The organism is Brevundimonas pondensis (genome assembly GCF_017487345.1).
Taxonomy (GTDB): Bacteria; Pseudomonadota; Alphaproteobacteria; order Caulobacterales; family Caulobacteraceae; genus Brevundimonas; species Brevundimonas pondensis.
Genome location: NZ_CP062006.1, coordinates 2,884,401 through 2,909,832 on the forward strand (window position 1 = coordinate 2,884,401; position 25,432 = coordinate 2,909,832).

A 25,432-nucleotide genomic window follows, 5' to 3' on the forward strand; every position below is an offset into this window, starting at 1 on the left:
GCTTAGAGCAGCGAAGTGTGACGGTCCGGCCAGACCTTTGTGACAGTCAGGGCAAACTTGCCCCGACCGGGTTTCGATTACAGCAGGCGCTTGCGCATGACCTGCGACAGGGTGTCGATCAGGGTCACGGCGACGACCACGATGATGACGATGGCCGACACCGCGCGGAAGTTGAAGGCGTTCATGCTGTCGAACAGCACCTGACCGATGCCGCCCGCGCCGATCAGGCCCAGGACGGTGGCCGAGCGGCTGTTGGACTCGAAACGATAGAGAGCGAACGAGGTCCACAGCGGAGCCACCTGAGGAATCACGCCCCAGACGATCTCGTGCAGCTTGGTCGCGCCCGTGGCGCGCACGCCCTCGACCGGACCCTTGTCGATCGACTCGACGGCTTCCGAGAACAGCTTGGCCAGGACGCCGGCCGTGTTCAGGGTGATGGCCAGGACGCCGGCCAGGGGGCCGAGGCCCACGGCGGTGACGAACAGCAGACCGATGACCAGATCAGGCACCGAGCGCAGCAGGTTCATCACCCAGCGCACCGGCGTCACGACCCAGGCCGGGGCCATGTTGCGGGCGGCGGCCAGACCCAGGGGAATGCCGAACAGGACGGCCAGGAAGGTGCCCCACAGGGCGATCTGGACCGTCTCCCACATCTTGGCGACGAACATCTTCCAGTCGGAGAAGTCCGGACGCAGCAGGTCGTGGACGAACAGGCGCGTGCTCTCGTTGCCCGAGAAGAGGCGCGAGATATTGCCCAAGTCGACGGCGTCGATGCTGTAGAGCAGGACGGCGATCACGCCGCCCCAGACCAGGAGGTCCATCGCCCAGGAGACGGCGGATTTTAGCGGCGCGGCCGGGATGGCCGCGGGCGTCAGGGGAGCAGAGGTCAAGGCTGGACCTCACGCAGGCTGCGCAGGCGCTGCAGCTCGGCGGTCGCGGCGGCGACGCCGGCCTTGTCGTCCTTGGCTTCGGCTTCGCCGCGCTTCTGGTCGGCGATCATCTCGCGGATCGGGTTCAGGTAGCTGTCGTCGGCGGCGGCGAAGCGCGAATACTCCAGACCAGCCAGAACCTTGCGCTGACGCTCGGCCTCGGCGCCTTCACCCTGGCCGTAGGTCAGGAAGAAGCTGCGGATCTTTTCCTTCAGGACCGGGTCCAGGTCTTCACGCACGACGATGCCGCTTTCGGGGATCGGCGGCGAGACCCAGATCTCCTCGATCTGTTCAGCCAGTTGCGGGTTCTCGCGGCGGATGAAGATGGTGTTGACGCTGTTCGAGGTCGCCACGTCGATCACGCCGGTGGCCACGCCGAAGGCGTTGGCCTGATGGTTGGCCGAACGCACCGTCTTGAAGCACTGCGACGGCACGACGCCGCGCGCGTTGAACAGGAAGGTCATGGGCGCCAGGGTGCCCGAGGTCGACTGGGCGTCGCCGATGCCGAAGTTATAGGCCTTGCCGCAGGCCAGCACCTTGTCCAGCGTGATGCCCGAGCCCTTCTTGACGATCAGGGTCGACTGGTAGCTGTCCAGGCCTTCACGGTTGACCGTGCGGGCGATGACCTCGGCGTTGGCGCGGTCGATGGCCTCGACCTCGGGTTTGGCCGAGAACCAGCCCACCTGGGTGTGGTTGCCGCGCATGGCCTCGACCAGAACCGTATAGTTCGAACCGAAATAGGGCTTCACTGGCACGCCGATCGCCTTGGACATGTCGTCCAGCAGCGGCTGCCACAGCGGACCCGACGAAGCCTGGCCCTCGGCCGACAGGATGGAGAAGGTGATCTCGGTCGGCGCAGCGCCCGGGGTCTTCTCCTCGCCATTGCCGCAGGCGGCGAGGCCCAGGGTGAGCGCGGCGACGGCGGCGACGCCGAGCAGGCGGCGGGTGATGGGGGTGCGGGTCATGCCTTGGCTTCCCAGAACGCGTCCTCGTACTCGGGACCGTAGATTTCAATCAGGCGCTTGGAGTCCAGACCGGTCGAGGGGCCGTCATAGACCACCTTGCCCTTCTGCAGGGCGATAACGCGGTCGCAGTAGCGGATGGCGTAGTCGACCTGGTGCAGGGTGACGATCACGCCCATGCCGTCGCGCTTGTTCAGCTCGACCAGCAGTTCCATGACCTTGCGGGCCGAGACCGGGTCCAACGAGGCGACCGGCTCGTCGGCCAGGATGGCTTGCGCGCCCTGGACGATCGCGCGGGCGATGGCCCCTCGCTGCTGCTGACCGCCCGACAGAGTGTTGGCGCGCTGGGCGGCGTAGTCGGACACGCCGACGCGGTGCAGGGCCGCCATGGCCTTGTCCTTGTCCGCCGCCGGCCAGACGCCGAAGACGCCGCGCCAGCCGGGCAGACGCCCGAGCGCGCCCAGCATGACGTTGGAGAAGAGCGACAGCCGTCCCACCAGATTGAACTGCTGGAAGATCATGCCCAGCTTGCCGCGCGCCTTGCGCACGGCGCCGGTGATGCGGCCGTTCTGCTGAACGGTTTCGCCGAACACCTGGATCGTCCCCTTGCCGGGGTCGATGGGGTGCAGGCCGGTGATGGAGCGCAGCAGGGTGGACTTGCCCGATCCGGACGGACCGATCAGGGCGACCATCTCGCCGGCGGCCACTTCGACGGACACGCCGTCGAGCGCCTTCCTGGCTCCGTAGGTCTTCGACACATCCCTTACGGACGCGACGGCGGCGGTTGAAGAACTCATGAACCCGTGGGTGGCGGTTGCAACAGGGGGCGCCGCATGACGCGCCACGCGCGTTTCGACAAGTCTTAATGGCATGGCTGCGTCGATTTCGTCCAGTCTGAGGCCCTGACGCGCCGGTTCCCCTGTGGACGGGATGTGGATGAAGCCACGAAATTACCACTTTACATGACGGTCGCGCATCCCTACATCGCGCGTTCCGGCGGACCCCGTGGTCTAACCGTTAAGCGCTGCTAACGCCGGTCTGGGTTAACAATTAGCAGGGGGTTACGTGAATTGCGCACGTACCAACTTCCCCTGGACCTGGTCCGTGAGCGGTCCCCTGAACGTCCCGTCGCCCTCGTGCGGCCGCGTTCGGTTTCCGTAGCGGCGCGCTGGTTCCAGGATAATCTGAAAGCCGACGTCTTCTATGCGGTGAAGGCGAACCCTTCGCGCTGGGTCATCGAGACCCTGGTCGAGCAGGGCGTCAACGCCTTCGACGTCGCCTCCCTAGCCGAGATCGAGCTGGTCCGCTCGGTCAGCCCCAATGCACGTCTGGCCTTCATGCACCCGGTCAAGAGCCGTGGCGCGATCCGTGCGGCCTACGCCGATCACGGCGTGCGCACCTTCGTGCTCGACAGCCACGACGAGCTGCAAAAGATCATCGAGGCGACCGACAACGCCGACGACCTGAACCTGGTCGTGCGCATGGCCGTCTCGGCCGACGGCGCCGCCTATTCCCTGTCGGGCAAGTTCGGCGTCTCGCCGGATGCGGCCCCCGCCCTGCTGCTGGCCGTGCGCCAAGCGGTGCAGGACGGTCTGATGGGCGTCAGCTTCCACGTCGGTTCGCAGTGCATGCGTCCCTCGGCCTATGAAGCCGCCATGTCGCAGGTCAGCCGCGCCATCAAGAAGGCCGGCGTCTTCGTCGATATCGTCGATGTCGGCGGCGGCTTCCCTTCGGTCTATCCGGGCATGGTCCCGCCGGACCTGAGCGAATACGCCGACGCCATCCACCGCGGCTTCAACGAGATGCCGGTGTCCGAAACGACCGAGCTGTGGTGCGAACCCGGCCGGGCCCTGGTGGCCGAGTCGTCGTCGGTGCTGTGCCGCGTGGACCTGCGCAAGGGCGACGCCCTGTATCTGAACGACGGCTCCTACGGCTCGCTGTTCGACGCCACTCACTCGCGCTGGCCCTTCCCGACCAAGCTGGTCCGGGACGGCGAAAGCTCGAGCGAGCTGAAGCCCTTCCGCTTCTACGGCCCGACCTGCGACAGCATCGACCACATGCCTGGCCCCTTCTGGCTGCCGGCCGATGTGCAGGAAGGCGACTTCATCGAGATCGGCATGCTGGGCGCCTATGGCGTAGCCATGACGACCGGCTTCAACGGCTACGGCGAGCATGAGATCGCCGCAGTCGAAGACGCCCCGATGGCCTCGCTCTACGGCCTGGCCCCGCGCTCGATCCCCACGGTCCGCACCTCGGCCGAGGAAGCCGCCCGCAAGGTGGTCCGCCTGTCGCGCCCCAAGGGCAAGGCCGGCGCCCGCAAGCGCAAGCGCTGATCGCCTGACCCAAAACCGTCTTCGGACGTTGGTATGATCTGCAGCGGCCCGTCGCTCCGTCCGGGCCGCTGCTTCTTCTTGACGACGGGCGCTCATATCCCAGGGAAACCGCCGAAATGAACGCTCCCGTTCAGTCGAACCAGAAGGCTGCGCTGCTGCAGAACACGGTCGAACACGTCGACATGACCAGCTTCGACGCCCGCCCGATCATCGACAGCATGCGCAAGATGTCCTTCAGCTCGCGCGACACCGCCCGCGCCGCCGACATCTTCAACATGGCCCTCGAGGACAAGGACTGCTCGCCCTGGCTGATCCTGGCCGGATCGACCTCGGCCGGCGGCTGCATGCACGTCTATCGCGACATGGTGAAGTTCGGCATGGTCGACGCCATCGTCGCCACCGGCGCCTCGATCGTGGACATGGATTTCTTCGAGGCCCTAGGCTTCAAGCACTATCAGGCCGCCGGCGAGGTGGACGACAACGTCCTGCGCGACAACTACATCGACCGGATCTACGACACCTATATCGACGAGGAAGAGCTTCAGGCCTGCGACCACACCATCCTGGAGATCGCCAACCGCCTGGAGCCGCGCGGCTATTCCAGCCGTGAATTCATCTGGGAGATGGGCAAGTGGCTGTCCGAGGGCAACGCCAAGAAGCCGGGTTCGCTGATCCAGACCGCCTATGAAGAAGGCGTGCCGATCTTCTGCCCGGCCTTCGTCGATAGTTCGGCCGGCTTCGGCCTGGTCAAGCACCAGAAGGAACGCGCGGCCGCAGGCAAACCCTATCTGATGCTGGACGCCATCGCCGACTTCCGCGAACTGACCGACATCAAGATCGCCGCTGGCGTGACCGGCCTGTTCATGGTCGGCGGCGGGGTGCCCAAGAACTTCGCCCAGGACACCGTCGTCTGCGCCGAAATCCTGGGCGTGGAAGCCGAGATGCACCGCTATGCGGTCCAGATCACGGTGGCCGACGTGCGCGACGGCGCCTGCTCATCCTCGACGCTGAAAGAAGCCGCCTCCTGGGGCAAGGTCCAGACCACCCACGAACAGATGGTCTTCGCCGAGGCCACGACCGTCGTGCCGCTGATCGGCTCGGACGCCTGGCACCGCGGCGCCTGGAAGACCCGCGAGAAGCGCCGCTGGAACAAGCTGTTCGGGAAGTAGGAAGCGATCCGATTGCGGATCAAAGGCCGGTGGAGCGATCCGCCGGCCTTTTTCATTGGTGGAACCCATGGCCCGCCGCTTGGCGTTATCCCTCTGACAAGGAGACGATGATGGCCGACCCCAAGACCGACACCGAGGAAGCCCGCGAAGCCGCCGTCATGGGTGAAAAGCCCGACCTGGGCCACACTGAAGACGCCTTGAAGAAGGCGCTGGAAGGCAGCGACATGGGCTCGGACACCCGCGCCGGCTCCCTGCGCGGCGGCTCGGCCAGCGGTTCTGACATTGATCCGGACCAGGACGTCATCAACGAAGCCCTTGCCGCCGAAGGACGGCGCGCCAAGGCGGAGGGGTCCAGGCCGGCGGGCGGTCCGGCCGATGCGCACAAGTCAACCGGACAACCCGGCGACGATGTGGATGCGCCAACCGGTTGAACCGCCTTGCTGCCGCCGCATGGATGGGCCACGGTGTTCATCAAGTTGAACAGTCTCAAGGACGTAGGCGGGATGAAGCGTAGCGTGGCAGCCGTCGCCGTGGCCTTCACGGTCGGTCTCTCTGGATGCGACAGCCGCAGTCAGGCTGCACCGGAGATCGAAGCCCCCGCGGCGACGCCGGAAACGACGCCCGCCGTGGACGCAGCCCCGACCGCCCCGACCGCCCCGTCCGCACCTGTCGCTGCGGACGCCCTCGCCATCGACGGAGCTCCGGCCTTCGCCGCCGTCTATCCAGGCGCCCAGATTGATTCGCCGGCTACGCTCGCCTCCGGCCCGACAGGTCCTGGCGGCCTTGTGACCTTCACGACCGAGGCCACGCCCGAAACCGTCATCGCCTTCTATCGCCAGCGCGCGGAAGCCGCCGGCCTGTCGCCAGTCATGGCCATGAACCAGGGCGAGGCCCGCGCCTATGGCGCCGCCGCCCGCAAGGAGAACGGCGCCACCTTGCAGGTCGTCGCCTCGCCCGGTGAAGAGGGCCTGACCTCAGTGCAACTGACCTGGAGCGGCGGGGCCTGATGAACCGCCGGGGGGCCTTGATCATCGCCGCTGTCGCCGCCGGGCTCTCGGCCTGCGCAGGCACCCCCGCCGCCCTGCGTCCGCAGGCGGTTCAGGGCGCCGCGCCCGAAGCCAAGGGCTATCTGACCGGGCCGTTGATCCAGGCCCTGGCCGACGCTACGCCCCCGCCGCCCGTCGCCGGTTCGCCCGTCGATCTGGCCGACAAGGCGCGCTCCGCTCAGTTCAAGACGCTGGAGGACAGCGACCGCTGGCTGCTGGCCACCGCCCATGCCGAACTGCGTCCGCCGCTGGCCCTGCAGCATTTCGACTGCGCCTTGGGCGTGCGTCTGGGCTCGGCGACGACGCCCGACCTGAACCGGCTGATGCAGCGGCTGTTCGACGATTCCGACGCCGCCGCCGAACTGGTCAAGGCGCGCGGCTTCCGCCCCCGACCCGTCGGCGACGATCCCGAGCGCCGTCCCTGCCAGCGCGTCAGCGAGGCGGGCCGCAGGAGCGCCTCCTATCCGTCGGGCAGTTCGACGGTGGCGACCGTCTATGGTGAAGCCTTCGCCGCGCTGGAGCCGCAGCGCGCGACCGAGGTGCGCCGTATCGCCCATGAAATGGGGCTCAGCCGACTGGTCTGCGGCATGCACTATCCCAGCGACGTCGCCGCCGGCGAGGTGCTGGGCAAGGCCGTGTTCGACGCCGCCGCCGCCACGCCCGGTTTCGACGCCGATCTGGCCGCCGCCCGCGTGGAACTGGCCGCCGCGCGCGCCACCGGGCTGACCAGCCCGGGCTGCGCCTCCGAACGCCTGGCCCTGGCCACGCCCCTGCCCTGATGCCGTCGCTGCTGGCGCTCCTGCTGCTGGGCGCCGCGCCTGACGCGTGGTCCCTGCCCGCCGCCCATCCCTGCACCGCCGCTGAACTGGCCGAACTGACCGCCGAGGCGACAACGCCCTGGCGCCTGACCTGCCGCGCCGTGCTGACACCCGGTCAGCGCATCCGCCGTCCCATCCTGATCGAGGGCGCCGAGGCCTCGGGCGCCGGACTGGACTGCAACGGCGGTGCGGTCGGGCGCCCCGGCGTCACGACCACCACCCGTCAGCCGACCGTCGCCATCTGGTCGCGCCGTATCAGCGCCGACCACTGGAGCCGCCCCACCGACATCCGCATCGAGAACTGCACGATCCACGGGGCGGTGCGCGTCTGGGGCGTGGGCGCGGACGGAAGCTATGACGACCTGCGCGCCTCGTCGCGCGCGGCCGACCACACAGCGACGACGCAGGGCGCGGCGCCTAGCCATATCGAGTTGGAGCGGGTGAGCATCGTGGGGACCGGCTCCATCCCCCTCTATGTCGGGCCGGGGGTGACGCGACTCAGCCTGAGCAACTCGACGCTGACGGGGCGTAGCGACGCGACCGCCGTCTATCTGGACGCCGAGAGCGCCGACAACCGGCTTGAGAACAACACCATCGCCGTGGCGACCCGGCGTGAAGCCGTCGCCGTCGACGGCTCCGCCCGCAACCACATCAACGGCAACCGGTTCGATCTGGGCAGGAGGCCGGGCGTCTTCCTGTATCGCAACTGCGGCGAGCGCGGCGTGATCCGGCATCAGACGCCGTCGGACAATCAGATTACGGACAATATCTTTTCGGGCGCCGCGCGACTGCGTCCGCAACTGGTTGTCGTCGGATCACGCGAAGGCCGCCGGTCCTATTGCAGCGCGGATCGCGGCTATCCGTGGGGCAGCAGCGCCGACGACGGCGACCGCGCCACGGGCAATGTCGTGGCGCGGAACGCTCGCCGCTAGGCCGGGCGGCCCGTCGCCAGGGCGCCGTACAGTTCCGGACGCCGGTCGCGGAAGAAGCCCCAGGCGGCGCGGTAACGGTCGAGGAAGTCCAGGTCGAAGGTATGCACCAGCACGCCCTCCTCGCCCGTCAGGCTCTCGACCAGATCGCCGCGATGGTCGGCGATGAAGGAGTGGCCGTAGAAGCTCTGACCCGCTTCGGTCAGGGCCTCATGGCCGATGCGGTTCGAGGCGATGACCGGCATGGCGTTGGATACGGCGTGGCCCTGCATGGCGCGCTGCCACGGCACGGCGGTGTCCAGTGTGGCGTCATGCGGTTCCGAGCCGATGGCGGTCGGATACATCAGGATGTCTGCGCCCTGCAGCGCCATGGCGCGGGCGCTCTCGGGGTACCACTGGTCCCAGCAGATGCCGACGCCGATGCGGCCAAAGCGGGTGCTCCACACCTTGAAGCCGGTGTCGCCGGGGCGGAAGTAGTACTTCTCCTGATAGCCGGGGCCGTCAGGGATGTGGCTCTTGCGATAGACGCCCAGAGCCTCGCCGTCGGCGTCGAGCATGACCATCGAGTTGAAGTAGTGCGGCCCCTCCTTCTCGAAGATCGAGACGGGGATGACGACGCCCAGTTCTTTCGCCACCGGCTGCAGCTGGACCACGGCCGGATGCTCGCGCCACGGATAGGCGGTCGCGAACCAGTGCTCCTCCTGCGTCACGCAGAAGTAGGGCCCCTGGAACAGCTCGGACGGCAGGATGACCTGCGCGCCCTTGGCCGCCGCCTGACGGATCAAGCCGATGGTCTTGTCGATATTGGCCTGCATGTCCTCGCCGTACGAGGTCTGCAGCGCGGCGACGGTGATGGTGCGGGTCATCTTTACGCGGGCTCCTGCTGGCTGATGCAGTGGAAGGAACCGCCGCCGGTCAGGACGGCGTTCGACGGCGACAGGACGATCTCGCGGTCAGGGAAGACGGTGGCCAGGGCCTCACCCGCCAGACGCGCGGCGACATCATCGCCATAGGTCGGCACGACGATGGCCCCGTTGGCGATCAGGAAGTTCATGTGGCTGGCCGGGATCGGACGCTCGTCGGCGTCCAGCACCAGACCCGGCGACGGGATGCGCAGCACCTTGAGCTTGCGGCCCATGGCGTCGGTCGTTTCCATCAGGGTGCGCGCCGTCTCGTCATAGACCTCGGCGTTGGGGTCCTTGCGACCAAAAGCGATGGGACAGGCCACCACGCCCGGCGCGACAAAGCGGGCCAGATTGTCGACGTGGCCGTCGGTGTGGTCGTTCAGCAGGCCGTCGCCCAGCCAGACCACGACCTTGGCGCCCACAGCATCGGCGAGCGCAGCCTCGGCGGCTTCGGCAGTCCAGCCGGTGTTGCGGTTCCTGTTCAGCAGGCACTGACGGGTGGTCAGGACCGTGCCCTCGCCGTCGTGGTCCAGGGCGCCGCCTTCGAGGATGAAGTCGTGGCGCGTGGTGGGCACGCCGGAAAACTCCGCGATCTGGTCGGCGACCTCGTCGTCGTGGGGATAGTCGTACTTGCCGCCCCAGCCGTTGAAGCTGAAGGCGTTGGCGACGGCCGATCCCGCGCTGAAGATCGGGCCGGTGTCGCGCAGCCAGATGTCGCCGAAACGACCGGCCACGACCTCGACGCCGTCGACGCCATCCAGACGCGCCCGCGCACCGGCCAGGGCGTCGTCATTGCCGACCATCAGCTTGACCTGCTCGCGGCCGGGACCGGCCAGGGCGCGGACCAGGGCCTCGACCTCGTCCTGGGCCTGAGCGAAGTCCTCGCCCCACAGCTCGGCATGGCTGGGCCAGCCGACCCACATGGCGCGGTGCGGCGTCCATTCGGCGGGGATAGGTTGGGTCATGGGCGAAGTCGATCCAGATACAGAAGACGTAGCCGCGCCAGATAGGCCGAGACGCCCCCCGGTTCAATGTTTGCAGGCAAGACGTCACGCGTCGGCAGCCCTGTCCGGCCACCGGCGCCGCGAAGCGCGTTAGGCTCGCCAACAAAGAAAAAGGGCGGCCCGTTTCCGGACCGCCCCCTTCCAGGTGACTGTTGATCGCCGCCTTAGAACTCGAAGCGAGCGCCGATCTTGATCTGCCAGGTCGAGGCCGGCAGTTGGACCTGCGGACGACGGGCTTCGCCAGACAGGATCTGGTTGGTGCCTGCGTTTTGCAGCTGCGAGTAGTTGTACACCGCGTTCGCGGCGCCGCACGATCCCGGCAGACCCGCCACCTGGCAACCCAGGACCACGGTGCCGACACCGCGGTAGAAGGGATACTGCTCGGTGACGCCCCACTTCTCGTTGATCAGGTTCCCGAGGTTCTCGATGTCCATGTACAGCTTGAACTTGCCGGTCGGAACGAACGGCGCGGGGAACTCTTGCGACAGGCGGACATCGACGGTGGTGACCGACTCGCTGCGGAAGGCGTTACGCGGAGCGATGCCGCCCGCGTACTTGATCAGGCCGGTGTTCTTCAGGAAGGAGTTGAAGTCCGCCATGCCCTGGGCGCCGGCCAGGTTGCCCGAATAGGTGATGCGCGGATCGCTGGTGGCCGTGACCAGACCCGTCGCCGAGTCGACCTTCGGCACGTAGAAGAGCTGGTTCGACGTCCCCAGGGCGCCCGAGTACGATTGCGGCACGGCGTTGCCGAAGTCGTTGTCGTAGTTGCCCGTACGGCTCGAGTGGTAGACGTACGAGAACGGCATGCCCGAACGGGTCTGGGCGAACAGGTTCACCGAGGTCTCGTTGTCGCCGAACAGGGCGCGGGCCCAGTGCACGTTCACCGAGAAGCGGTTGCGGATCTCGTAATCCGACGTCGCCAGAACCGGGTTGTTGTGGTCAGCCGAGGCGAAACGAACATACGACGAATCCGGCTGCGAGCTGGTCATCGGGTTGCCGTCTTCGGCCCGCGTATAGGTGTAGGACGCACGGGCGTCGAGGCCTTCGAAGAAGCCTTCAGTCCAGTTCTTCTGCGCCGAGAAGGCGACCGACTGCGAATAGCCGCCCTTCTTCAGGTTGGTCAGCAGAAGGTCGAAGACGACCGGTCCCGTCGGGTGGGTGTAAACCGGACGGCCGTCCGGCGCCGTGCCAGCCTTCGTCGCGAGAAGGTCCTTGTAATACAGGGCGTTCTCGAAGTCGTTGTAGATATAGTCGACTTGCAGACGGAAGTCATCGACCACCGGCAGGGTGAAGTCGCGACCAACCGACAGGTTGTACTTCCAGGCGCTCGGCGTTTCGAAGTCCGGATCCAGCGCCACGACGCTGCCGTTGCCCGGCGTGAAGGTGCAGTTGCCGGTGGTGGGGACCTTGGACAGGTCCGTCACGCCGGTGATCGTGCCCGAGCAGACCGCGTTGGTGATGCGGGCGCCGTCGTTGCCGAAGGGGTTGCCGATCTGGACGTTGGTGCCGATGGCCGAGAAGCGGCCGATACCGCCCGAAACCGTCCAGTCACCCGGCGTCCAGTTGAAACCGAAGCGCGGCATGAACAGGTCACGACCGTCCAAGTTGGCCGTGTTGTCGAAACCGTTCCGCGTCGCGAAGTTGGCGTTGCGAACCGGACGATCGTCCATGTTGAACCAGTCGTAACGCAGACCGAACGACAGGCGCAGATTGTCCAGCACCTGCCAGGTGTCTTCCAGGTAGAGCGAGTTCAGGTCATAGCCGAACTCCACGGCGCCGTTGCGGGCGGTGCCGAACTGGGCGGGGACGGTACCCTTGGTCGGATCGACCGCGCCACGGATCACCAGGCCCGACGCATTGCCGGCCAGGAAGTCAGCATAGGTGTTGAAGGTCCACTGACCCAGCGACTGCGACACGAAGACGTTGTTGAACTCGCGCTTCTCGGTGCGCAGGCCGCCCAGGATGTCGTGCGCACCCCAGTTGTAGCGGGCGATCAGTTCCGCGTTGGTGTTCTCGCTGTACAGGTAGTTGTCGTGGCGGAAGTTATCCGCGCCGAACTGGATCTGCGGGGTGCCCGTGCCGGCCGTGACGCCCGCGAGGTCAGCCACGCCGACCGTGACCTGGCCAACCGTCATGCCGCCGACCGGCAGCTGGGTGGTTTCGGTTTCCTTGTAGCCGACGCGCAGTTCGGTCGAGAAGGCGTCCGTCCACTGCGAGTTCAGCTGGGCGTTCCAGGTCGTCAGGCGCTCGTCCTTCAGATACTGGCTGGACGCCAGCGCCAGACGCGGGACCGAGGTCGATCCGCCGTTGATGAAGGCCGACGAGGTCGAACCGTTGAACGAGCTGCCGACGGTTTCCTGGTAGGTGACGGCCAGGCGATGGTTGTCGTTGATGTTCCAGTCGATCTTGGCGAGGTACTTCTCGTCCTGGACCGGCGGCGCGACGTCGATGTAGGAACCCGTGTCATAGCCGTACCGGGCCTTGGCGGCGGCGCGGAAGGTGTCGACAGCCTGGCTCGTGATGCGCGGGATCGGGTTGCTGAAGCCGGCGTCGGCCGGACCTTCGTTCAGCGAGAATTCCGATTCATACTTCTCGTAGGACAGGAAGAAGAACAGCTTGTCCTGAATGATCGGGCCGCCCAGGGTCGCGCCCCAGGTCTGCTCGTCGAAGACGCGGTTGTAGGCGCGACGGCGACGATAACCGTCGCTGCCATAGCCCCAGTAGCGATCGCCCAGCATGCTGTCGTCGCTCTTCTCGAAGAAGACCGAGCCGCTGAAGTTGTTGGTGCCCGACTTGGTGACGGCGTTGATCGAACCGCCGATGAAGCCGTTGTTGATGACGCTGAAGGGCGCGGCCGAGACGTTGACGGCCTCGACGGCGTCCAGCGAGATCGGCGAACGCTGCGTCGGATAGCCGTTGCCGTTCAGGCCGAACTCATCGTTCTGGCGAATGCCGTCGACGGTCAGCTGGTTCAGACGCGTCGCGGTGCCGGCGAAGGACAGCGCGTCTTCGTTCGACGGGTCGATGGTGGCGAACGGGTCAAGGCGAGCCGTGTCCTTCAGGTCGCGGCTGATCGAGGGCAGCGACTGGATGGTGTTGGCGCCGTAGTTCGAGGCCGAGCCATTGCCGAAATCATTGGAGAAGCGACGGCCGCTCACGACCACGTCGGCCACGACCGTGGCGTCGCTGGCCGAGTAGACGATGACATCCGCATTGGCCGGGTCGCCCACGTTGATGGCGCTCAGGCGAACCTGACCGCCGCCGTTCGAACCCGTCGCCGACACCGAGTACGGACCGCCGACGCGCAGACCGCGCGCCGAGTAGAAGCCGTTGGCGTCCGTCACGGTCGAGACCGAGGTGCCCGTCGGCTCGTGCACGATGGTGACCGCAGCGGTGGACAGGGCCGCGCCGTTCTCATCCAGCACGCGTCCACGGATCGAGCCCGTCGTTTCCTGAGCGAAGGCGGCGCTGGACGCGGCCAGCAGGATCGCTGCGGCGGACGCGCCGTAGGCGAGATTTCGGTTGAACATGGTCTAGTGCATCCCCATCTGGCGATCGAGCTGCGGAACGCAGGCGATCACGTCATAATGTGGGCGCCATGTAGGCCACCTCTTGTAAGGTCGGACGACATTCGTGTGACAGTGATGTGACACCCCCAAAGGGTGACACCGGCGCCACACCATGTGGACTCTTTAAAATCAGCCCTCGGATGATCGTCCAAAGGCGTCCGCCACCGCCGCAGCGGTCCAGACCATGGCGCGCGGCTCGTGGTAATTGCCGTTGATCTGGGCGCGATCGATCACATGGGCCCGGAATCGCGTGAACAGCTGCGGATCCGCAGCCTGCGGATCACGCCAGAATCCGGCCATGGGTTGCTGGTCGGTCAACCCTTCGAAATCGAAGAAGGCGTCGCCCATCACCTTGACCGGCGTGTGGAACCCCAGAGCCGACAGAGCGGCGCTAGAGTTGTTGACGACCATTCCGCACGACGCCCGGCACAACTGGGCCAGGTTGCCCCCGTCGATGAAGTCCACCCGCCCCGCCAGGCCACGCTCGCCGGCCAGGCGACGCGTCACCGCCGCCAGATCGACCAGACCCGGATCCAGCGGGTGATTCTTGACCACCAGGCGGCGGTCGGCGGGAGCATGAAGCGCGAAGCTGTCCATGACCGCCGCCAGGAAGGCTGCATTGTCGGCGTAGCGCGAGTATCGCAGCAACTGCACGTCGCCCTCGCGCTGCAGACAGGCGATGAAGAACGGTCCGCGCGCGCCGATGACCTCGGCGTCCAGTCCGCGGCGTGGCTGGAAGATCAGCCCCAGATAACGTCCGACATGACCGAGCAGCTGCCGCCATGGGGCGATCGCGTAGGGCGTCCGGTATCGCGGGTACAAAGGTCGCCCCAGCCCTTCGACCACATGGTAGAGGCTGATGTTCACGACATGGTGCGGCAGAATTTTCCCGATCGTCCGCGTCACAGGCAAGGGAGGAACCGGCGCCGCATAACCGTCCGCGTGGCGTGGCAAGCCGCTCGACCCGTTGACGCCGTTTCGCTCCAGCGTGATCCAGTCTGGGCGGAAGTATCCGTTCTCAAGAACCCAGACCGCCGCCTTGAGACGATCCGCCTGCCCGAGAACGCCCTGATTATAGGGGCCGCCTTCTCCGAAGACGACGATATCCGTGTACCTGCATGCGATCTCGGCCAGATGCGCCGGCCATTGGCTGGCCGAGGAGTCAAAGCGAACGCCGCCCGGCCGCCGCCAGCTTCCTGCATCGCCTGCATTGAAAATCATCCGGTTCACGTCGGCGCCGCGCTGTTCGAGCGCCTCGGCGAGAACCCGACCAAACGGGCCGAAGGGCGCCGAAACGATCAGAAAACGACGGCCACGCAAATCCGCCCTGCCCCGATGGGCGGCGTTGGGCTGATCAGGATCGAAGGGCGCGAGCAAACGCTGTTATCTTTCTGGAGACGTATCGCCTCCTCCTAAAGCCTTGCTCATGGGGATGGCAAGGCCAGGAACACGCTGAGGTTGCACCCCAGGAACATAGTAGAACGGCCGCCGCCCCACGAATGAGCCGGCGGCCGCTTCAATCAACCAACAGGTCATCGGGGCCGGTCTGAACCGGCCCCTCCGAGCCTTAGAAGTTGATGTCGATGGTGGCGCGACGGTTGAGCGGCTCGCGCACGCCGTCGGCCGTGGCCTTGGCCAGAGCGGTTTCGCCCTTGCCGTCGAGGGCGATGACGCCGCCGTTGACGCCTTGAGCGACCAGGGCGTCAGCCACGGTGCGCGAACGACGGTTCGACAGGCCGAGGTTGTAGGCCGGCGCACCCGAGGTGTCGGTGTGACCGACGATCAGGATGCGGGTCGGCGCGCCCGACTTGGCGTAGTTGGCGGCTTGCGTCACCACCGAGCGGGCTTCCGCCGTCAGGTCCGAACGATCCCAGTCGAAGTAGACCACGAACTGACGCGCGGCCGGCTCGGCGCCGAAGGCGTAACGCAGGCCCAGGGTCACGGTGTGCGACTGGTCGTAGTCGCCGGTCCACTCGCCGAACGGGATGGCGCCAGCGCCAGCCACCGACGAATCGAAGGCGGCGTCGCCCGTCAGGTAACGATAGGTCAGGTCGATGTTGGCGCGGTCGCCCACAGCCCAGGCCAGACCCGCGATCGCCTGAGCGGCGAACTTGGTCGAGCTGTCGTCAGCGACGAGGCTCACGGCGGGGGTGGCGCGCAGACGGCCGACCGTGTCGGTGCTGACGCGGTTCACGCCGACGCCCAGACCGACGAAGGGACGGATGCCCCAGGCTTCCCAGCCGAAGTCGTACAGGACGTTGGCCATCAGGGAGGTCGACTCGATGTCGCCTTCCGGCGAATGGCAAGGACCGGTGGCCGGGGTCAGGTTGCACAGGCCCTGGGTGCCCGAGACGGCGCGAACGCGGCCGATGTCGCCCGAGCGGTAGCCGCCTTCGAGTTCGACGCGCCAGTTCGGGTTGAAGCGGTAACCGAGACGGGCGAACGCCGCCCAGCCGTCGTTCACTTCCCAGTTCCAGTTGGCGCCGGTCGTGGACGATTCCGCATTGATGTCGTCGATGATGTGGTAGCCGGCGTCGATCGCGCCGTACCAGCCATCCGGCTCAGCCGCCGCGGCGCCGGCTGCGAACAGCCCGGCTGCAGCGACACTGGCGAGAAGTTTCAGCTTCATAGTGTCCTCATTCAATCCGTTATTCCGAAAGCCGACGTTTTCACGTGGCGCTCGTGGGGCCGAACGATGTCGCACCGCTCGGGTTCCGCCCTTATCCAAAGGATTGTGGCAGGTGTGGCGCCGTTCCAACACATAAAGACGACTTTTTACACTCGTTGACCCCTGCTAGGACCATTTTCAAACAAGACGGAGGCAGACGATGACGATCAGGTTCGACGGCCAGGTGGCGATCGTGACGGGCGCGGGCGGCGGATTGGGCCGCGAGCACGCCCTGGCCCTGGCGGCGCGGGGCGCCAAGGTGGTGGTCAACGACCTGGGCGGCGCCCGCGACGGTTCCGGCGGATCAGCCACGGCGGCCGAGGCCGTGGTGGCCGAGATCGAGGCCGCGGGCGGCGAGGCCATGGCCAATGCGGCCTCGGTCACCGACGCAGCGGCGGTCGAGGCCATGGTGGCCGAGGTCATGGCCCGCTGGGGCCGGATCGACATTCTGGTCAACAACGCCGGCATCCTGCGCGACAAGTCCTTCGCCAAGATGGAGCTGGCCGATTTCCGGCTGGTGATGGACGTCCACCTGATGGGGGCGGTCCACTGCACCAAGGCGGTGTGGGACATCATGCGGGCCCAGAACTACGGGCGCATCGTCATGACCACCTCCTCGTCGGGTCTGTTCGGCAACTTCGGTCAGGCCAACTACGGCGCGGCCAAGATGGCCCTGGTCGGCCTGATGCAGACCCTGGCGATCGAGGGGGCCAAGAACGACATCCGCGTCAACGCCCTGGCCCCGACCGCCCACACCCGCATGACCGAGGACCTGCAAGGCCTGCCGCTGGAGGCCCTGGGGCCGGAGCTGGTGACGCCGGGCCTGCTGTATTTGGTCAGCCGCGACGCCCCGACCCGCGCCATCCTGGCCGCCGGCGCCGGCGGATTTGAGCGCGCCTATGTCACCCTGACGCAAGGCGACTTCGCCGTCGGCCCCGACGCCCCGGAACAGGTCGCTGCCCGCTTCGACGCCATCTCGGACCGCGAGAACGAGATCGTGCCGGACATGGGCGCCGCCCAGGGCATGATCGAACTGACGAAAGCCCAGAAGCATCATAAGCTCTGAGTAGGCCTACCGCGCTTCGCGCTACTTGAGGCCGAAACGCGTTTCTTGATCGGGACGCAGCGTCTTGCTGGCCCGTTCACTTCTGCGAAGGCGCCTTGCGTTGACCCGACGTGAGGCGCCTATCCTCTCTCTGTTAGGCAGGAAACGCGCTTACCGCAGCGCGCGTCCGCATCGCGACGACAGCGCCTTCTTTTGCGCTCAAGCCGCGAGCGACCGCGTCGCGAGCGTAGCGCCCAAAAAAGAGAGAGCCCTTCTCCATGCGTGAAGCCGTCATCGTCTCCACCGCCCGCACCCCGATCGGCCGGGCCTATCGCGGGGCCTTCAACGACACCCAGGCCCAGCAGCTAGGGGCCCACGCCGTCAGGCACGCTGTCGCCCGCGCCGGAGTCGATCCCGCCGAGATCGAGGACGTCGTCATGGGCGCGGCCCTGCAACAGGGGGCGACCGGGACCAATGTGGGCCGTCAGGTGGCCTTGGCGGCGGGCCTCCCCGCCTCCGTGCCGGGCATGAGCATCGACCGTCAGTGCGCCTCAGGTCTGATGGGGATCGCCACGGCGGCCAAGCAGGTGATTTTCGACAGTCAGAAGATGGCGGTCGGCGGCGGACTGGAGAGCATCTCCCTGGTCCAGAACCAGCACATGAACCTGTACCGGATGAAGGACGAGGCGCTGCTCAAGCTGTCGCCCCACATCTATATGTCGATGCTGGAGACCGCCGAGGTGGTCAGCCGCCGCTACAACATCAGCCGCGACGCCCAGGACGAATACGCCCTGCAATCACAGCAGCGCACGGCGGCGGCTCAGGCCGCCGGTCATTTCGACGCCGAGATCGTGCCCATGACCACCTCCATGCTGGTCGTGGACAAGGCGACCGGCGAGACCTCTTCGAAGGAGGTGACCCTGTCGAAGGACGAGGGCAACCGCCCCGAGACCACGCTGGAGGGCCTGCAATCGCTGAAACCCGTCTTCGGCGGCGGCGAGGAGATCCAGCAGGGCGAGTTCATCACCGCCGGTAATGCGTCGCAGCTGTCAGACGGAGCGTCCGCCTGCGTCATCATGGAGGCGGGCGAGGCGGTGAAGCGCGGCCTGCAGCCGCTCGGCGCCTATCGCGGCATGGCGGTAGCGGGCTGCGAGCCGGACGAGATGGGCATCGGCCCGGTCTTCGCCGTCCCCAAGCTGCTGAAACGCCACGGCCTGGCCATGGACGACATCGGCATCTGGGAGCTGAACGAGGCCTTCGCGGTCCAGGTCCTCTATTGCCGCGACAAGCTCGGCATCCCCAACGACCGGCTGAACGTCTCGGGCGGCGCCGTCTCCATCGGCCACCCCTACGGCATGTCGGGCGCGCGAATGACCGGCCATGTCCTGATCGAGGGCAAACGACGCGGGGCCAAGTACGGCGTCGTCACCATGTGCATCGGCGGCGGCATGGGGGCGGCGGGCCTCTTCGAAATCTACTGAGGTCCCTCGCACTCGACGGCCCGTCGCGCCTCCATCGCTGCGAACCAGCGCTGGCGCAGGACGGCGGGCCGACCGGGATAACGCTCATCCAGAAACTCCGCGTCGACCACCCGGTCGGCGCGGAAGCTGCGGAAGTCCTCGCGCGTCTCGCACCAGGCCAGCAGCAGGCGCGCTCTCTCGTGATAGCCGATCAGGAAGGGCCAGATGACGCGCGTCGTCTCGCGCCCCTGCTCGTCGGCGTAGAAGAGACGCAGCTTGCGACCGGCGTGGATCCAGGCCCGCACCCGCGCCAGGTCCACGGTCTCGATCTTCTGCTCCCACGGTGGGGGCGTGGCCACCGAGGGCTCCAGCACCACCGGTCGCAGGCGTTCGGGCACGATGGCGGCGATCTTGGCGGTCAGGTCGCGCGCCGCCCGCGCCAGGGCCGGATCGCCGCGCGCCGCCACCCACTGCGCGCCCAGCACCGCGGCCTCGATCTCGTCCGAGGTCAGCATCAGCGGCGGCAGGTCGAAACCGCCGTCCAGCACATAGCCCAGTCCCGCCTCGCCCCGGATCGGCACCCGCTGGCCCAGCAGGGCGGCGATGTCGCGATAGATGGTGCGTTTCGAGGTCTCCAGCTCGGCCGCGATGGCGTCGGCCGTCACCGGACGCGAGGCCCGGCGCAGCACCTGGATGATCTGGAACAGTCGGTCGGCGCGTCTCATGTCCCCACCCTGGCCGAAGACTGCTGACAGCATGGTGGCAGCAGGGTGTCAGTAGTCAAGACGGACCGCCGCCGACGCTCCGTCGCGGCGCGATATCTGGGAGGATTATCGATGCTGACCCTGTTCCACGCCCCCTGGTCCCGTTCCTCGCGCCTGGTCTGGCTGGTCGAGGAACTGGGAGCCGACTGCCGCATCGAATACTGCGACATCCGCCGCATGGACGGCGCGGGCGCGGCCGACCCGAAGAACCCCCACCCCGACGGCAAGGTCCCGGCCCTGCTGCACGACGGCGCCCTGATCACGGAATCGGCGGCGGTCGCTCTCTATCTGACCGGACTTCACCCCGAAGCCGGCCTGGGCTTCCCGCCCGGCGCACCGGAACGTGGCCCCCTGCTGACCTGGCTGTTCTGGGGAACAGGCGAGTTCGAGCCCTCGCTGTGGAACAAGGTCACGGGCGCGGTCGAGGCCGACGCCTATGCCAAGGCCCGCTACGACGCCGCCGTCACCCGCCTGCTGGAGGCCCTATGGGAAGGCCCCTGGCTGATGGGCGACCGCTTCACCGTGGCCGACGTTCTGATCGGCAGCACTGTAGCCTGGGCGCGCGAGCACCTGCCGGAAAGCCCGGTGCTGGACGCCTATGTCGAGCGGCTGGCGTCTCGCCCCGCCCACGCCCGCGCCATCGCCCGGGACGGCGCCCCGCCGCAGTTTGCTCAAGCCAGCTAGACCGCTTCAGAGCGCGCCGGCGATGTTCTCGTCGTCGGCGCGGCGTTCGACCTTCATCAGCGCCTTCACATAGCTGTCGCGCCAGATGCCGACGTCGGTGTCGCGCACCACCTGCATCAGCGCCTCCCACTTTCGGATGCGCTCCTTCAGCGGCATGGTCAGGGCCTTCTTGATGGCTTCCGACAGCTCCTCGCGGCTGAAGGGATTGACCAGCAGGGCCTCGCCCATCTGCTCGGCGGCCCCGGCGAAGCGCGACAGGATCAGCACGCCGGGGTCCTCGGGGTTCTGGGCCGCGACATACTCCTTGGCCACCAGGTTCATGCCGTCGCGCAAGGGCGTGACCAGGCCGACCTTGGCCGCTCGGTAAAGGCCCGCCAGCTGGTCCCGGCGGAAGGTGCGGTTCAGATAGCGGATAGGCTGCCAGTCCATGTCGGCATAGGCGCCGTTGATGCGCCCGGCCAGGGCGTCCAGCCGTCCGCGTATATCCTGATAGGTATCGACGTCGTCGCGAGAGATCGGCGTCACCTGCAACAGGAAGACCTCGCCGCGCATGGCGGGGTTGTCTTCCAGGAACTGCTCGAAGCCCAGAAGTCGCTGCTCCAGCCCCTTGGAGTAATCCAACCGGTCCACGCCGACGATCATGGAGCGGAAGGCCGCCGAGGCCGCCATCCGGTCATAGGTCTTGCCGCCCAGCACCGAGTCACGCGCGGCCAGGAAGCCCTCCACGTCGATGCCGATGGGGAAGACCCCGCCCTGCACCCGACGACCGAAGGCCTCGATCACATGGTCGGACGAGACCCGCCCCCGCGCCTCGACCTCGACGTAGCGTTCGAACAGGCCGAGCCATTCCTTCGTGTGGAAGCCGATCAGGTCGAAATAGAACATCGACTCCACCAGCCGCCGATGATGCGGCAGGGTCACCAGCAACTGCCGCGCCGGCCAGGGCGTGTGCAGGAAAAAGCCGATCCGGTTCTTCACCCCCAGACGGCGCAGGTCCCGCGCCATCGGGATCATGTGATAGTCGTGGATCCAGATGATGTCGTCGGGCTGGATCAGCGGCTGCAGCACCTCGGCGAAGCGGCGGTTGGTGCGCTCATAGCCCTCGCCGTAGGATCGCTCATAGGCGGTCAGGTCGACCCGGTGATGGAACAGGGGCCACAGGGTCTTGTTGGCGTAGCCATTGTAATATTCGTCGACGTCCTGGGGCTCCAGATCGACGGTGGCGACTGTAACGCCCGCCCGGTCCTCGATGTTCAACTCGCCCGTGAACTGCTCGACCGTCTCGCCGGACCAGCCGAACCACAGGCCGTCGTATTTGCGCAGCGCCGCCGACAGGGCCATGGCCAGGCCGCCGACCGACCCCGAGGCCGGGTCTTTCGGCGCCGAGACGCGGTTCGAGACGACGATAAGCCGGCTCATCGCGCGTCCTGCCACGAGCGGCTGAGCAGGACCGCGCAGTTGATGATCCCCACCAGGGAATAGGTCTGCGGGTAGTTGCCCCACAGCTCTCCGTCCTGAAGCGCGATGTCCTCGCTGAGCAGGCCCGCATGGGTGCGCCGGCTGAGCATCTCGTCAAAGATGGTCCTCGCCTCCTCGGTTCGACCATTCAGGTGCAGGGCCTCGATGAACCAGAAGGTGCAGAAGTTGAAGGCCGTCTCCGGCTCGCCGAAGTCGTCGGGGTGGATGTAACGGAACAGATAGGGGCCGCGCTTCAGGTCGCGCTCGACCGCCTCGAAGGTCTTGACCTGACGCGGGTCGCGGGCGTCGAGGAAGCCCAGATCGGTCATCTGCAACAGGGATGCGTCCAACTCGGTCCCGCCGAAGCTGGCGGCGAAACGGCCCTCGTGCGGCAAATAGGCCTCGGTCTCGATGCGCGCCCGGATTAGACGCGCCCGTTCGTCCCACAGCTCGCCACGCTCGGTCAGGCCCAGATGCCGCGCCGCCTTGGCCAGCCGGTCGCAGGCGGCCCAGCACATGACCGAGGAATAGGTGTGGACCCGAGCGATGGTGCGGAACTCCCACAGGCCCGCGTCGGTCTGGTCGTGCATGGAGAAGGCGCGATCGCCGACCTGTTCCAGGGCATGGAAGTCCTCGATCGTGCCGGGCCGCAGCAAACGCTCGTCGAAGAAGGCCTGAACCAGCGGCAGGACGATCTGGCCATAGACGTCGTGCTGCAGATGCTCGTGCGCCTGATTGCCGACGCGCACCGGCTTCATGCCGCGATAGCCCTCGACGCTATCCACGACCCGCTCGCCGATGTCCGCCTCCAGCCCCACGCCATAGACCGGCTGGACGTGGCCGCCCTGGGCGTCGTCCACCAGATTGCGCAGATAGCCGAGGTAGTTCTCCAGGATGTCCACGGCGCCCAGCCGGTTCAGCGCCCGCACCGTGTAATAGGCGTCGCGGACCCAGCAGAAGCGATAGTCCCAGTTGCGCCCGCTCTCCGAGAACTCGGGCACCGAGGTGGTCATGGCGGCGACGATGGCGCCGGTTTCCTCATAGACGCAGAGCTTCAGGGTGATGGCGGCGCGGATCACCGCCTCCTGCCAGTCCAGCGGCACATAGAGGGTCCGGGTCCACAGCTTCCAGTGCAGGATGGTCTGATCCAGCGCCGCCGACACCCCCTCCATGACCGACTGATCATAGCCCTCATCGGGGCCGAGGAAGAAGGCCAACTCGCCCTCCAGCCGGAAGGTCCGCTCGTTCTGGACATGGGTGACAGGGCAGTTGGTGGTCAGCCGCAGCGTCAGATCGGTGCACAGGTAGCGGATATGGTTGGAGCCCGAGGTCTGTTCGGCCCGACGCGCGCCCCAGTCCGCCGAGGGCCGTAGCCGCACGGTGATGCGCGGCGCGCCCGACAGGGGCCGCACCACCCGCGCAAAGGCGATGGGGCGATAGATGCGCGAGTGCTTGAGGTGGCGCGGCGCGAAGTCGAGGACCTCGACCGAGGCCCCGCGTTCGTCGGTCATCACCGTGCGCAGGACAGCGGTGTTGCGAACATAGGCCTGCTCGATGGCCGTCATGTCGGCCAGTTCGATGGCCCAGAAGCCATGGTCGGGATCATCACCGTCCATCAGGGCCGAAAACACCGGATCGCCGTCGACGCGCGGGGCGCAGGCCCAGACGAAACGCCCTGCCCGGTCGATCAGGGCGCTGACCGAGCAGTTGCCGATCGGGGCGAGGTCGAGGTTCGGGCGGCTCATGCGGCGCCTCCTTCAATCTGATCCAGCCAGTCGAGAACGGCGACGACATTCTCCAGCCGATAACGCGCGGCGGTCGGCCGCTCAGGCCCGACCAGAACGCCGAACCCGCCCAGGGTCTCGGCCGCTTCAAAGCCATGCTCGTCGGTCAGGTCGTCGCCGACCATGACGGGGATCGCCCCCTTGAACGGCGCCTCGGCCATGAAGGCGGTCAGGGCCGCGCCCTTGTCCGTGCCGGGCGTCTTGAGCTCCAGCACCATGGAACCGGGCTGCAAGGCCAGGCCGGTTTCCTTGGCGAGGGCCGCGGCCAGGGCCAAGGCCTCTGCCGAGACGCCCGGCGCCTGGCGGTAATGCAGGCCCGCCGCCAGGGTCTTGTCCTCCACGATCACGCCCGGCCGGTCGGCGGCGAAGGCGTCGAAGGCGGCCACCGCGCGGCGCACCGCCGGGTCCGGCGCCCGATTGGCGAAGGTGCCATCGCCCCGCCGTCTTTGCAGGCCGTGCACCCCGGAGGCCGCCCGTGCGGCCCCGTCGCTGATGCGGTCGATCTCCTTCAGCGTCCGCCCGCTGACAATGGCGACCCGCCCCTCCAGCCGATCCGTCAGCCGCCTCAGCACCTCGGTCCTGCGCGTATCCGGTCCCACGGCGTCCGGCGTCGGCTCCAGAGGCGCCAGCACGCCGTCCAGATCAAGAAACAGGGCGGGCTTTTGAAGGGCGGCGGGCGGTTCGGGCAGGCGTGATACGATCACCCCGGATGCAGACAGCATAAGGTCCGGACTCATTTTCTGGCTGTTATCGAGACTGCTTGAAACGCACGGCGGGCCGGAAGGTTGTCCCTGGGGGTGACATTTCCGTCGCACCCCCGCCATTGTGCGAACACGCCAGATGGGGCAATTCGCGCAGACGCCATGAAGAACCGTCTCAGCGGTCCGGCGTCAGGAGCCCAAGCCATGCCCGATACGATCCACTCATCGCCTGAGCAGATCGCCGCGATGACGGACCGAGCGCGCGAGGTCGTGCGTCTGAACATCGAGGCTCTGGAGGCGCTGGAGCGCTCCATCGACGTCTCCATCGCGCGCGCCTGCGACATCATCCTGTCGCGGCCGGGCTATCTGGTCGTGACCGGCATGGGCAAGTCAGGCCACATCGGCGGCAAGATCGCCGCCACCCTGGCCTCGACCGGCACCAACTCCTTCTTCGTCCATCCGGCGGAGATGAGCCACGGCGACCTGGGCATGCTGCGCCCCGACACCACCCTGCTGGCCATCTCCAATTCGGGCGAGAGCCGCGAACTGCGCGATCCCCTGATCTTCTGCCAGCGCAACGACATTCCGGTCATCGGCATCACCCAGCGCCCCGGCAGCTTCCTGGGTCGCCACTCGGCGGTCAGCCTGACCATGCCCAAGGTGGCCGAGGCCTGCCCCAACGGCCTGGCGCCGACCACCTCGACCCTGATGACCCTGGCCATCGGCGACGCCCTGGCCATGGTGCTGATGGACCGCCGCGGCTTCACCCGGGAGGACTTCGGCCTGCACCACCCCGGCGGCGCCCTGGGCATGAGCCTGCAAAGCGTGCGCGAATGGATGGGCGACAACGCCGCCAAGCCCGAAGGCGTGCCGCTGGACGCTGACTTCAGCGCCGTGGTTTCGGCCATCTCCGCCGGGCGCAAGGGCGCCGTCGCCGTCCTGCACGCTGACGGCGGCCTGGCCGGAGTCATCACCGACGGCGACATCCGTCGCGCCTTCTCCAGCGACATCACCGCCATACGCGCTCAGGACATCATGAGCCGCTCGCCCATCACCGTCGATCCCGACGCGCGCATGAGCGATGTCGTTGACCTGCTGAGCGCCAACAAGATCGCCAGCCTTTTCGTGGTCGAGAACGACCGCCCGGTCGCCGTCATCCACGTGGCCGAACTGATGCAGGCGGGTTACGTCTCCTGAACGGAGA

At 67.2% G+C, this 25,432-nt stretch carries 22 protein-coding genes; 10 read left to right on the forward strand and 12 right to left on the reverse strand.

Annotation, left to right across the window (positions count from 1 at the left end):
* Nucleotides 1-77 precede the first annotated feature (77 nt).
* From phnE to phnC, 3 genes are read right to left on the reverse strand one after another with little or no spacing between them, the layout of a single operon-like run.
* A complete protein-coding gene (gene phnE, locus IFE19_RS14455; protein ID WP_404822134.1) occupies nucleotides 78-890 on the reverse strand; it encodes a phosphonate ABC transporter, permease protein PhnE in 813 nt (270 codons plus the stop codon).
* Complete coding sequence (phnD, locus tag IFE19_RS14460) at nucleotides 887-1,894, reverse strand: phosphate/phosphite/phosphonate ABC transporter substrate-binding protein (RefSeq protein WP_207823437.1); 1,008 nt, start codon at nucleotides 1,892-1,894, stop codon at nucleotides 887-889. Before phnD ends, phnE begins: the two co-directional genes overlap by 4 nt.
* Nucleotides 1,891-2,688, reverse strand: coding sequence for a phosphonate ABC transporter ATP-binding protein (gene phnC, locus IFE19_RS14465; RefSeq protein WP_207823439.1), 798 nt, complete (start codon nucleotides 2,686-2,688; stop codon nucleotides 1,891-1,893). The genes phnD and phnC overlap by 4 nt, the downstream gene beginning before the upstream one ends.
* A gap of 273 nt (nucleotides 2,689-2,961) precedes the next feature.
* On the opposite strand from phnC, the gene IFE19_RS14470 reads away from it, so the two are divergent.
* From IFE19_RS14470 to IFE19_RS14495, 6 genes are all read left to right on the forward strand, one after another.
* Nucleotides 2,962-4,224, forward strand: a complete 1,263-nt coding sequence (locus tag IFE19_RS14470) for a type III PLP-dependent enzyme (RefSeq protein WP_207823441.1) — start codon at nucleotides 2,962-2,964, stop codon at nucleotides 4,222-4,224.
* 116 nt (nucleotides 4,225-4,340) lie between these two features.
* On the forward strand, nucleotides 4,341-5,393 hold the full coding sequence (locus IFE19_RS14475; RefSeq protein WP_207823443.1) for a 1,9-bis(guanidino)-5-aza-nonane synthase: 1,053 nt from the start codon (nucleotides 4,341-4,343) through the stop codon (nucleotides 5,391-5,393).
* A 110-nt stretch (nucleotides 5,394-5,503) separates the two neighbouring features.
* Nucleotides 5,504-5,824 (forward strand): ribonuclease, encoded by a 321-nt coding sequence (locus IFE19_RS14480; protein WP_207823444.1) that lies wholly within the window; start codon nucleotides 5,504-5,506, stop codon nucleotides 5,822-5,824.
* 72 nt (nucleotides 5,825-5,896) lie between these two features.
* Entirely contained in the window at nucleotides 5,897-6,400 is a 504-nt protein-coding gene (locus IFE19_RS14485) for a hypothetical protein (protein WP_207823446.1), read from the forward strand.
* Nucleotides 6,400-7,218 (forward strand): phosphatase PAP2 family protein, encoded by an 819-nt coding sequence (locus IFE19_RS14490; RefSeq protein ID WP_207823449.1) that lies wholly within the window; start codon nucleotides 6,400-6,402, stop codon nucleotides 7,216-7,218. The genes IFE19_RS14485 and IFE19_RS14490 overlap by 1 nt, the downstream gene beginning before the upstream one ends.
* A complete protein-coding gene (locus tag IFE19_RS14495) occupies nucleotides 7,218-8,189 on the forward strand; it encodes a right-handed parallel beta-helix repeat-containing protein (RefSeq protein ID WP_207823451.1) in 972 nt (323 codons plus the stop codon). The genes IFE19_RS14490 and IFE19_RS14495 overlap by 1 nt, the downstream gene beginning before the upstream one ends.
* On the opposite strand, the gene aguB is transcribed toward IFE19_RS14495, so the two are convergent.
* The 5 genes from aguB to IFE19_RS14520 all read right to left on the reverse strand — a co-directional run bounded on the left by aguB (nucleotide 8,186) and on the right by IFE19_RS14520 (nucleotide 16,293).
* A complete protein-coding gene (gene aguB, locus IFE19_RS14500; protein WP_207823453.1) occupies nucleotides 8,186-9,052 on the reverse strand; it encodes an N-carbamoylputrescine amidase in 867 nt (288 codons plus the stop codon). The two genes, IFE19_RS14495 and aguB, sit on opposite strands and share 4 nt — an antisense overlap.
* A gap of 2 nt (nucleotides 9,053-9,054) precedes the next feature.
* A complete protein-coding gene (locus tag IFE19_RS14505; RefSeq protein WP_207823456.1) occupies nucleotides 9,055-10,056 on the reverse strand; it encodes an agmatine deiminase family protein in 1,002 nt (333 codons plus the stop codon).
* Between the two features lie 203 nt (nucleotides 10,057-10,259).
* Complete coding sequence (locus IFE19_RS14510) at nucleotides 10,260-13,625, reverse strand: TonB-dependent receptor (RefSeq protein WP_207823458.1); 3,366 nt, start codon at nucleotides 13,623-13,625, stop codon at nucleotides 10,260-10,262.
* A gap of 168 nt (nucleotides 13,626-13,793) precedes the next feature.
* Complete coding sequence (locus IFE19_RS14515) at nucleotides 13,794-15,041, reverse strand: capsular biosynthesis protein (protein WP_207823460.1); 1,248 nt, start codon at nucleotides 15,039-15,041, stop codon at nucleotides 13,794-13,796.
* 190 nt (nucleotides 15,042-15,231) lie between these two features.
* On the reverse strand, nucleotides 15,232-16,293 hold the full coding sequence (locus tag IFE19_RS14520) for an OmpA family protein (protein ID WP_207823462.1): 1,062 nt from the start codon (nucleotides 16,291-16,293) through the stop codon (nucleotides 15,232-15,234).
* Nucleotides 16,294-16,492: 199 nt separating this feature from the next.
* Here IFE19_RS14520 and IFE19_RS14525 point away from each other — a divergent pair, with 199 nt between their 5' ends.
* Both IFE19_RS14525 and IFE19_RS14530 read left to right on the forward strand, forming a co-directional pair.
* Entirely contained in the window at nucleotides 16,493-17,398 is a 906-nt protein-coding gene (locus IFE19_RS14525; protein ID WP_207823464.1) for an SDR family NAD(P)-dependent oxidoreductase, read from the forward strand.
* A 257-nt stretch (nucleotides 17,399-17,655) separates the two neighbouring features.
* The gene (locus IFE19_RS14530; RefSeq protein ID WP_207823466.1) at nucleotides 17,656-18,858 is read left to right on the forward strand and encodes an acetyl-CoA C-acyltransferase; all 1,203 of its coding nucleotides are present in this window, start codon (nucleotides 17,656-17,658) and stop codon (nucleotides 18,856-18,858) included.
* On the opposite strand, the gene IFE19_RS14535 is transcribed toward IFE19_RS14530, so the two are convergent.
* Nucleotides 18,852-19,562, reverse strand: a complete 711-nt coding sequence (locus IFE19_RS14535) for a helix-turn-helix transcriptional regulator (protein ID WP_207823468.1) — start codon at nucleotides 19,560-19,562, stop codon at nucleotides 18,852-18,854. The genes IFE19_RS14530 and IFE19_RS14535 overlap by 7 nt on opposite strands.
* A gap of 111 nt (nucleotides 19,563-19,673) precedes the next feature.
* On the opposite strand from IFE19_RS14535, the gene IFE19_RS14540 reads away from it, so the two are divergent.
* Nucleotides 19,674-20,285, forward strand: a complete 612-nt coding sequence (locus IFE19_RS14540) for a glutathione S-transferase family protein (RefSeq protein WP_207823470.1) — start codon at nucleotides 19,674-19,676, stop codon at nucleotides 20,283-20,285.
* A gap of 6 nt (nucleotides 20,286-20,291) precedes the next feature.
* Here the strand turns inward: IFE19_RS14540 and IFE19_RS14545 are convergent, their stop codons facing one another.
* The 3 genes from IFE19_RS14545 to otsB are packed head-to-tail and all read right to left on the reverse strand — an operon-like array spanning nucleotide 20,292 to nucleotide 24,249.
* Nucleotides 20,292-21,704: an alpha,alpha-trehalose-phosphate synthase (UDP-forming) gene (locus IFE19_RS14545; protein ID WP_207823472.1), complete on the reverse strand. Its 1,413-nt coding sequence runs from the start codon at nucleotides 21,702-21,704 to the stop codon at nucleotides 20,292-20,294.
* Nucleotides 21,701-23,488: a glycoside hydrolase family 15 protein gene (locus IFE19_RS14550; RefSeq protein WP_207823475.1), complete on the reverse strand. Its 1,788-nt coding sequence runs from the start codon at nucleotides 23,486-23,488 to the stop codon at nucleotides 21,701-21,703. The genes IFE19_RS14545 and IFE19_RS14550 overlap by 4 nt, the downstream gene beginning before the upstream one ends.
* The gene (gene otsB / locus IFE19_RS14555) at nucleotides 23,485-24,249 is read right to left on the reverse strand and encodes a trehalose-phosphatase (protein ID WP_207823477.1); all 765 of its coding nucleotides are present in this window, start codon (nucleotides 24,247-24,249) and stop codon (nucleotides 23,485-23,487) included. Before otsB ends, IFE19_RS14550 begins: the two co-directional genes overlap by 4 nt.
* A 183-nt stretch (nucleotides 24,250-24,432) precedes the next feature.
* On the opposite strand from otsB, the gene IFE19_RS14560 reads away from it, so the two are divergent.
* Entirely contained in the window at nucleotides 24,433-25,425 is a 993-nt protein-coding gene (locus tag IFE19_RS14560) for a KpsF/GutQ family sugar-phosphate isomerase (RefSeq protein ID WP_207823479.1), read from the forward strand.
* The last annotated feature ends 7 nt before the right edge of the window (nucleotides 25,426-25,432 follow it).

Coding starts and splice junctions, on each gene's coding strand:
- aguB (WP_207823453.1), bottom strand. CDS start 9,052: ATGACCCGCACCATCACCGTCGCCGCGCTGCAGACCTCGTACGGCGAG.
- IFE19_RS14540 (WP_207823470.1), top strand. CDS start 19,674: ATGCTGACCCTGTTCCACGCCCCCTGGTCCCGTTCCTCGCGCCTGGTC.
- phnC (WP_207823439.1), bottom strand. CDS start 2,688: ATGAGTTCTTCAACCGCCGCCGTCGCGTCCGTAAGGGATGTGTCGAAG.
- IFE19_RS14520 (WP_207823462.1), bottom strand. CDS start 16,293: ATGAAGCTGAAACTTCTCGCCAGTGTCGCTGCAGCCGGGCTGTTCGCA.
- IFE19_RS14550 (WP_207823475.1), bottom strand. CDS start 23,488: ATGAGCCGCCCGAACCTCGACCTCGCCCCGATCGGCAACTGCTCGGTC.
- otsB (WP_207823477.1), bottom strand. CDS start 24,249: ATGCTGTCTGCATCCGGGGTGATCGTATCACGCCTGCCCGAACCGCCC.
- IFE19_RS14530 (WP_207823466.1), top strand. CDS start 17,656: ATGCGTGAAGCCGTCATCGTCTCCACCGCCCGCACCCCGATCGGCCGG.
- IFE19_RS14505 (WP_207823456.1), bottom strand. CDS start 10,056: ATGACCCAACCTATCCCCGCCGAATGGACGCCGCACCGCGCCATGTGG.
- IFE19_RS14525 (WP_207823464.1), top strand. CDS start 16,493: ATGACGATCAGGTTCGACGGCCAGGTGGCGATCGTGACGGGCGCGGGC.
- IFE19_RS14560 (WP_207823479.1), top strand. CDS start 24,433: ATGCCCGATACGATCCACTCATCGCCTGAGCAGATCGCCGCGATGACG.
- IFE19_RS14475 (WP_207823443.1), top strand. CDS start 4,341: ATGAACGCTCCCGTTCAGTCGAACCAGAAGGCTGCGCTGCTGCAGAAC.
- IFE19_RS14495 (WP_207823451.1), top strand. CDS start 7,218: ATGCCGTCGCTGCTGGCGCTCCTGCTGCTGGGCGCCGCGCCTGACGCG.
- IFE19_RS14545 (WP_207823472.1), bottom strand. CDS start 21,704: ATGAGCCGGCTTATCGTCGTCTCGAACCGCGTCTCGGCGCCGAAAGAC.
- IFE19_RS14510 (WP_207823458.1), bottom strand. CDS start 13,625: ATGTTCAACCGAAATCTCGCCTACGGCGCGTCCGCCGCAGCGATCCTG.
- IFE19_RS14485 (WP_207823446.1), top strand. CDS start 5,897: ATGAAGCGTAGCGTGGCAGCCGTCGCCGTGGCCTTCACGGTCGGTCTC.
- IFE19_RS14480 (WP_207823444.1), top strand. CDS start 5,504: ATGGCCGACCCCAAGACCGACACCGAGGAAGCCCGCGAAGCCGCCGTC.
- IFE19_RS14490 (WP_207823449.1), top strand. CDS start 6,400: ATGAACCGCCGGGGGGCCTTGATCATCGCCGCTGTCGCCGCCGGGCTC.
- phnD (WP_207823437.1), bottom strand. CDS start 1,894: ATGACCCGCACCCCCATCACCCGCCGCCTGCTCGGCGTCGCCGCCGTC.
- IFE19_RS14535 (WP_207823468.1), bottom strand. CDS start 19,562: ATGAGACGCGCCGACCGACTGTTCCAGATCATCCAGGTGCTGCGCCGG.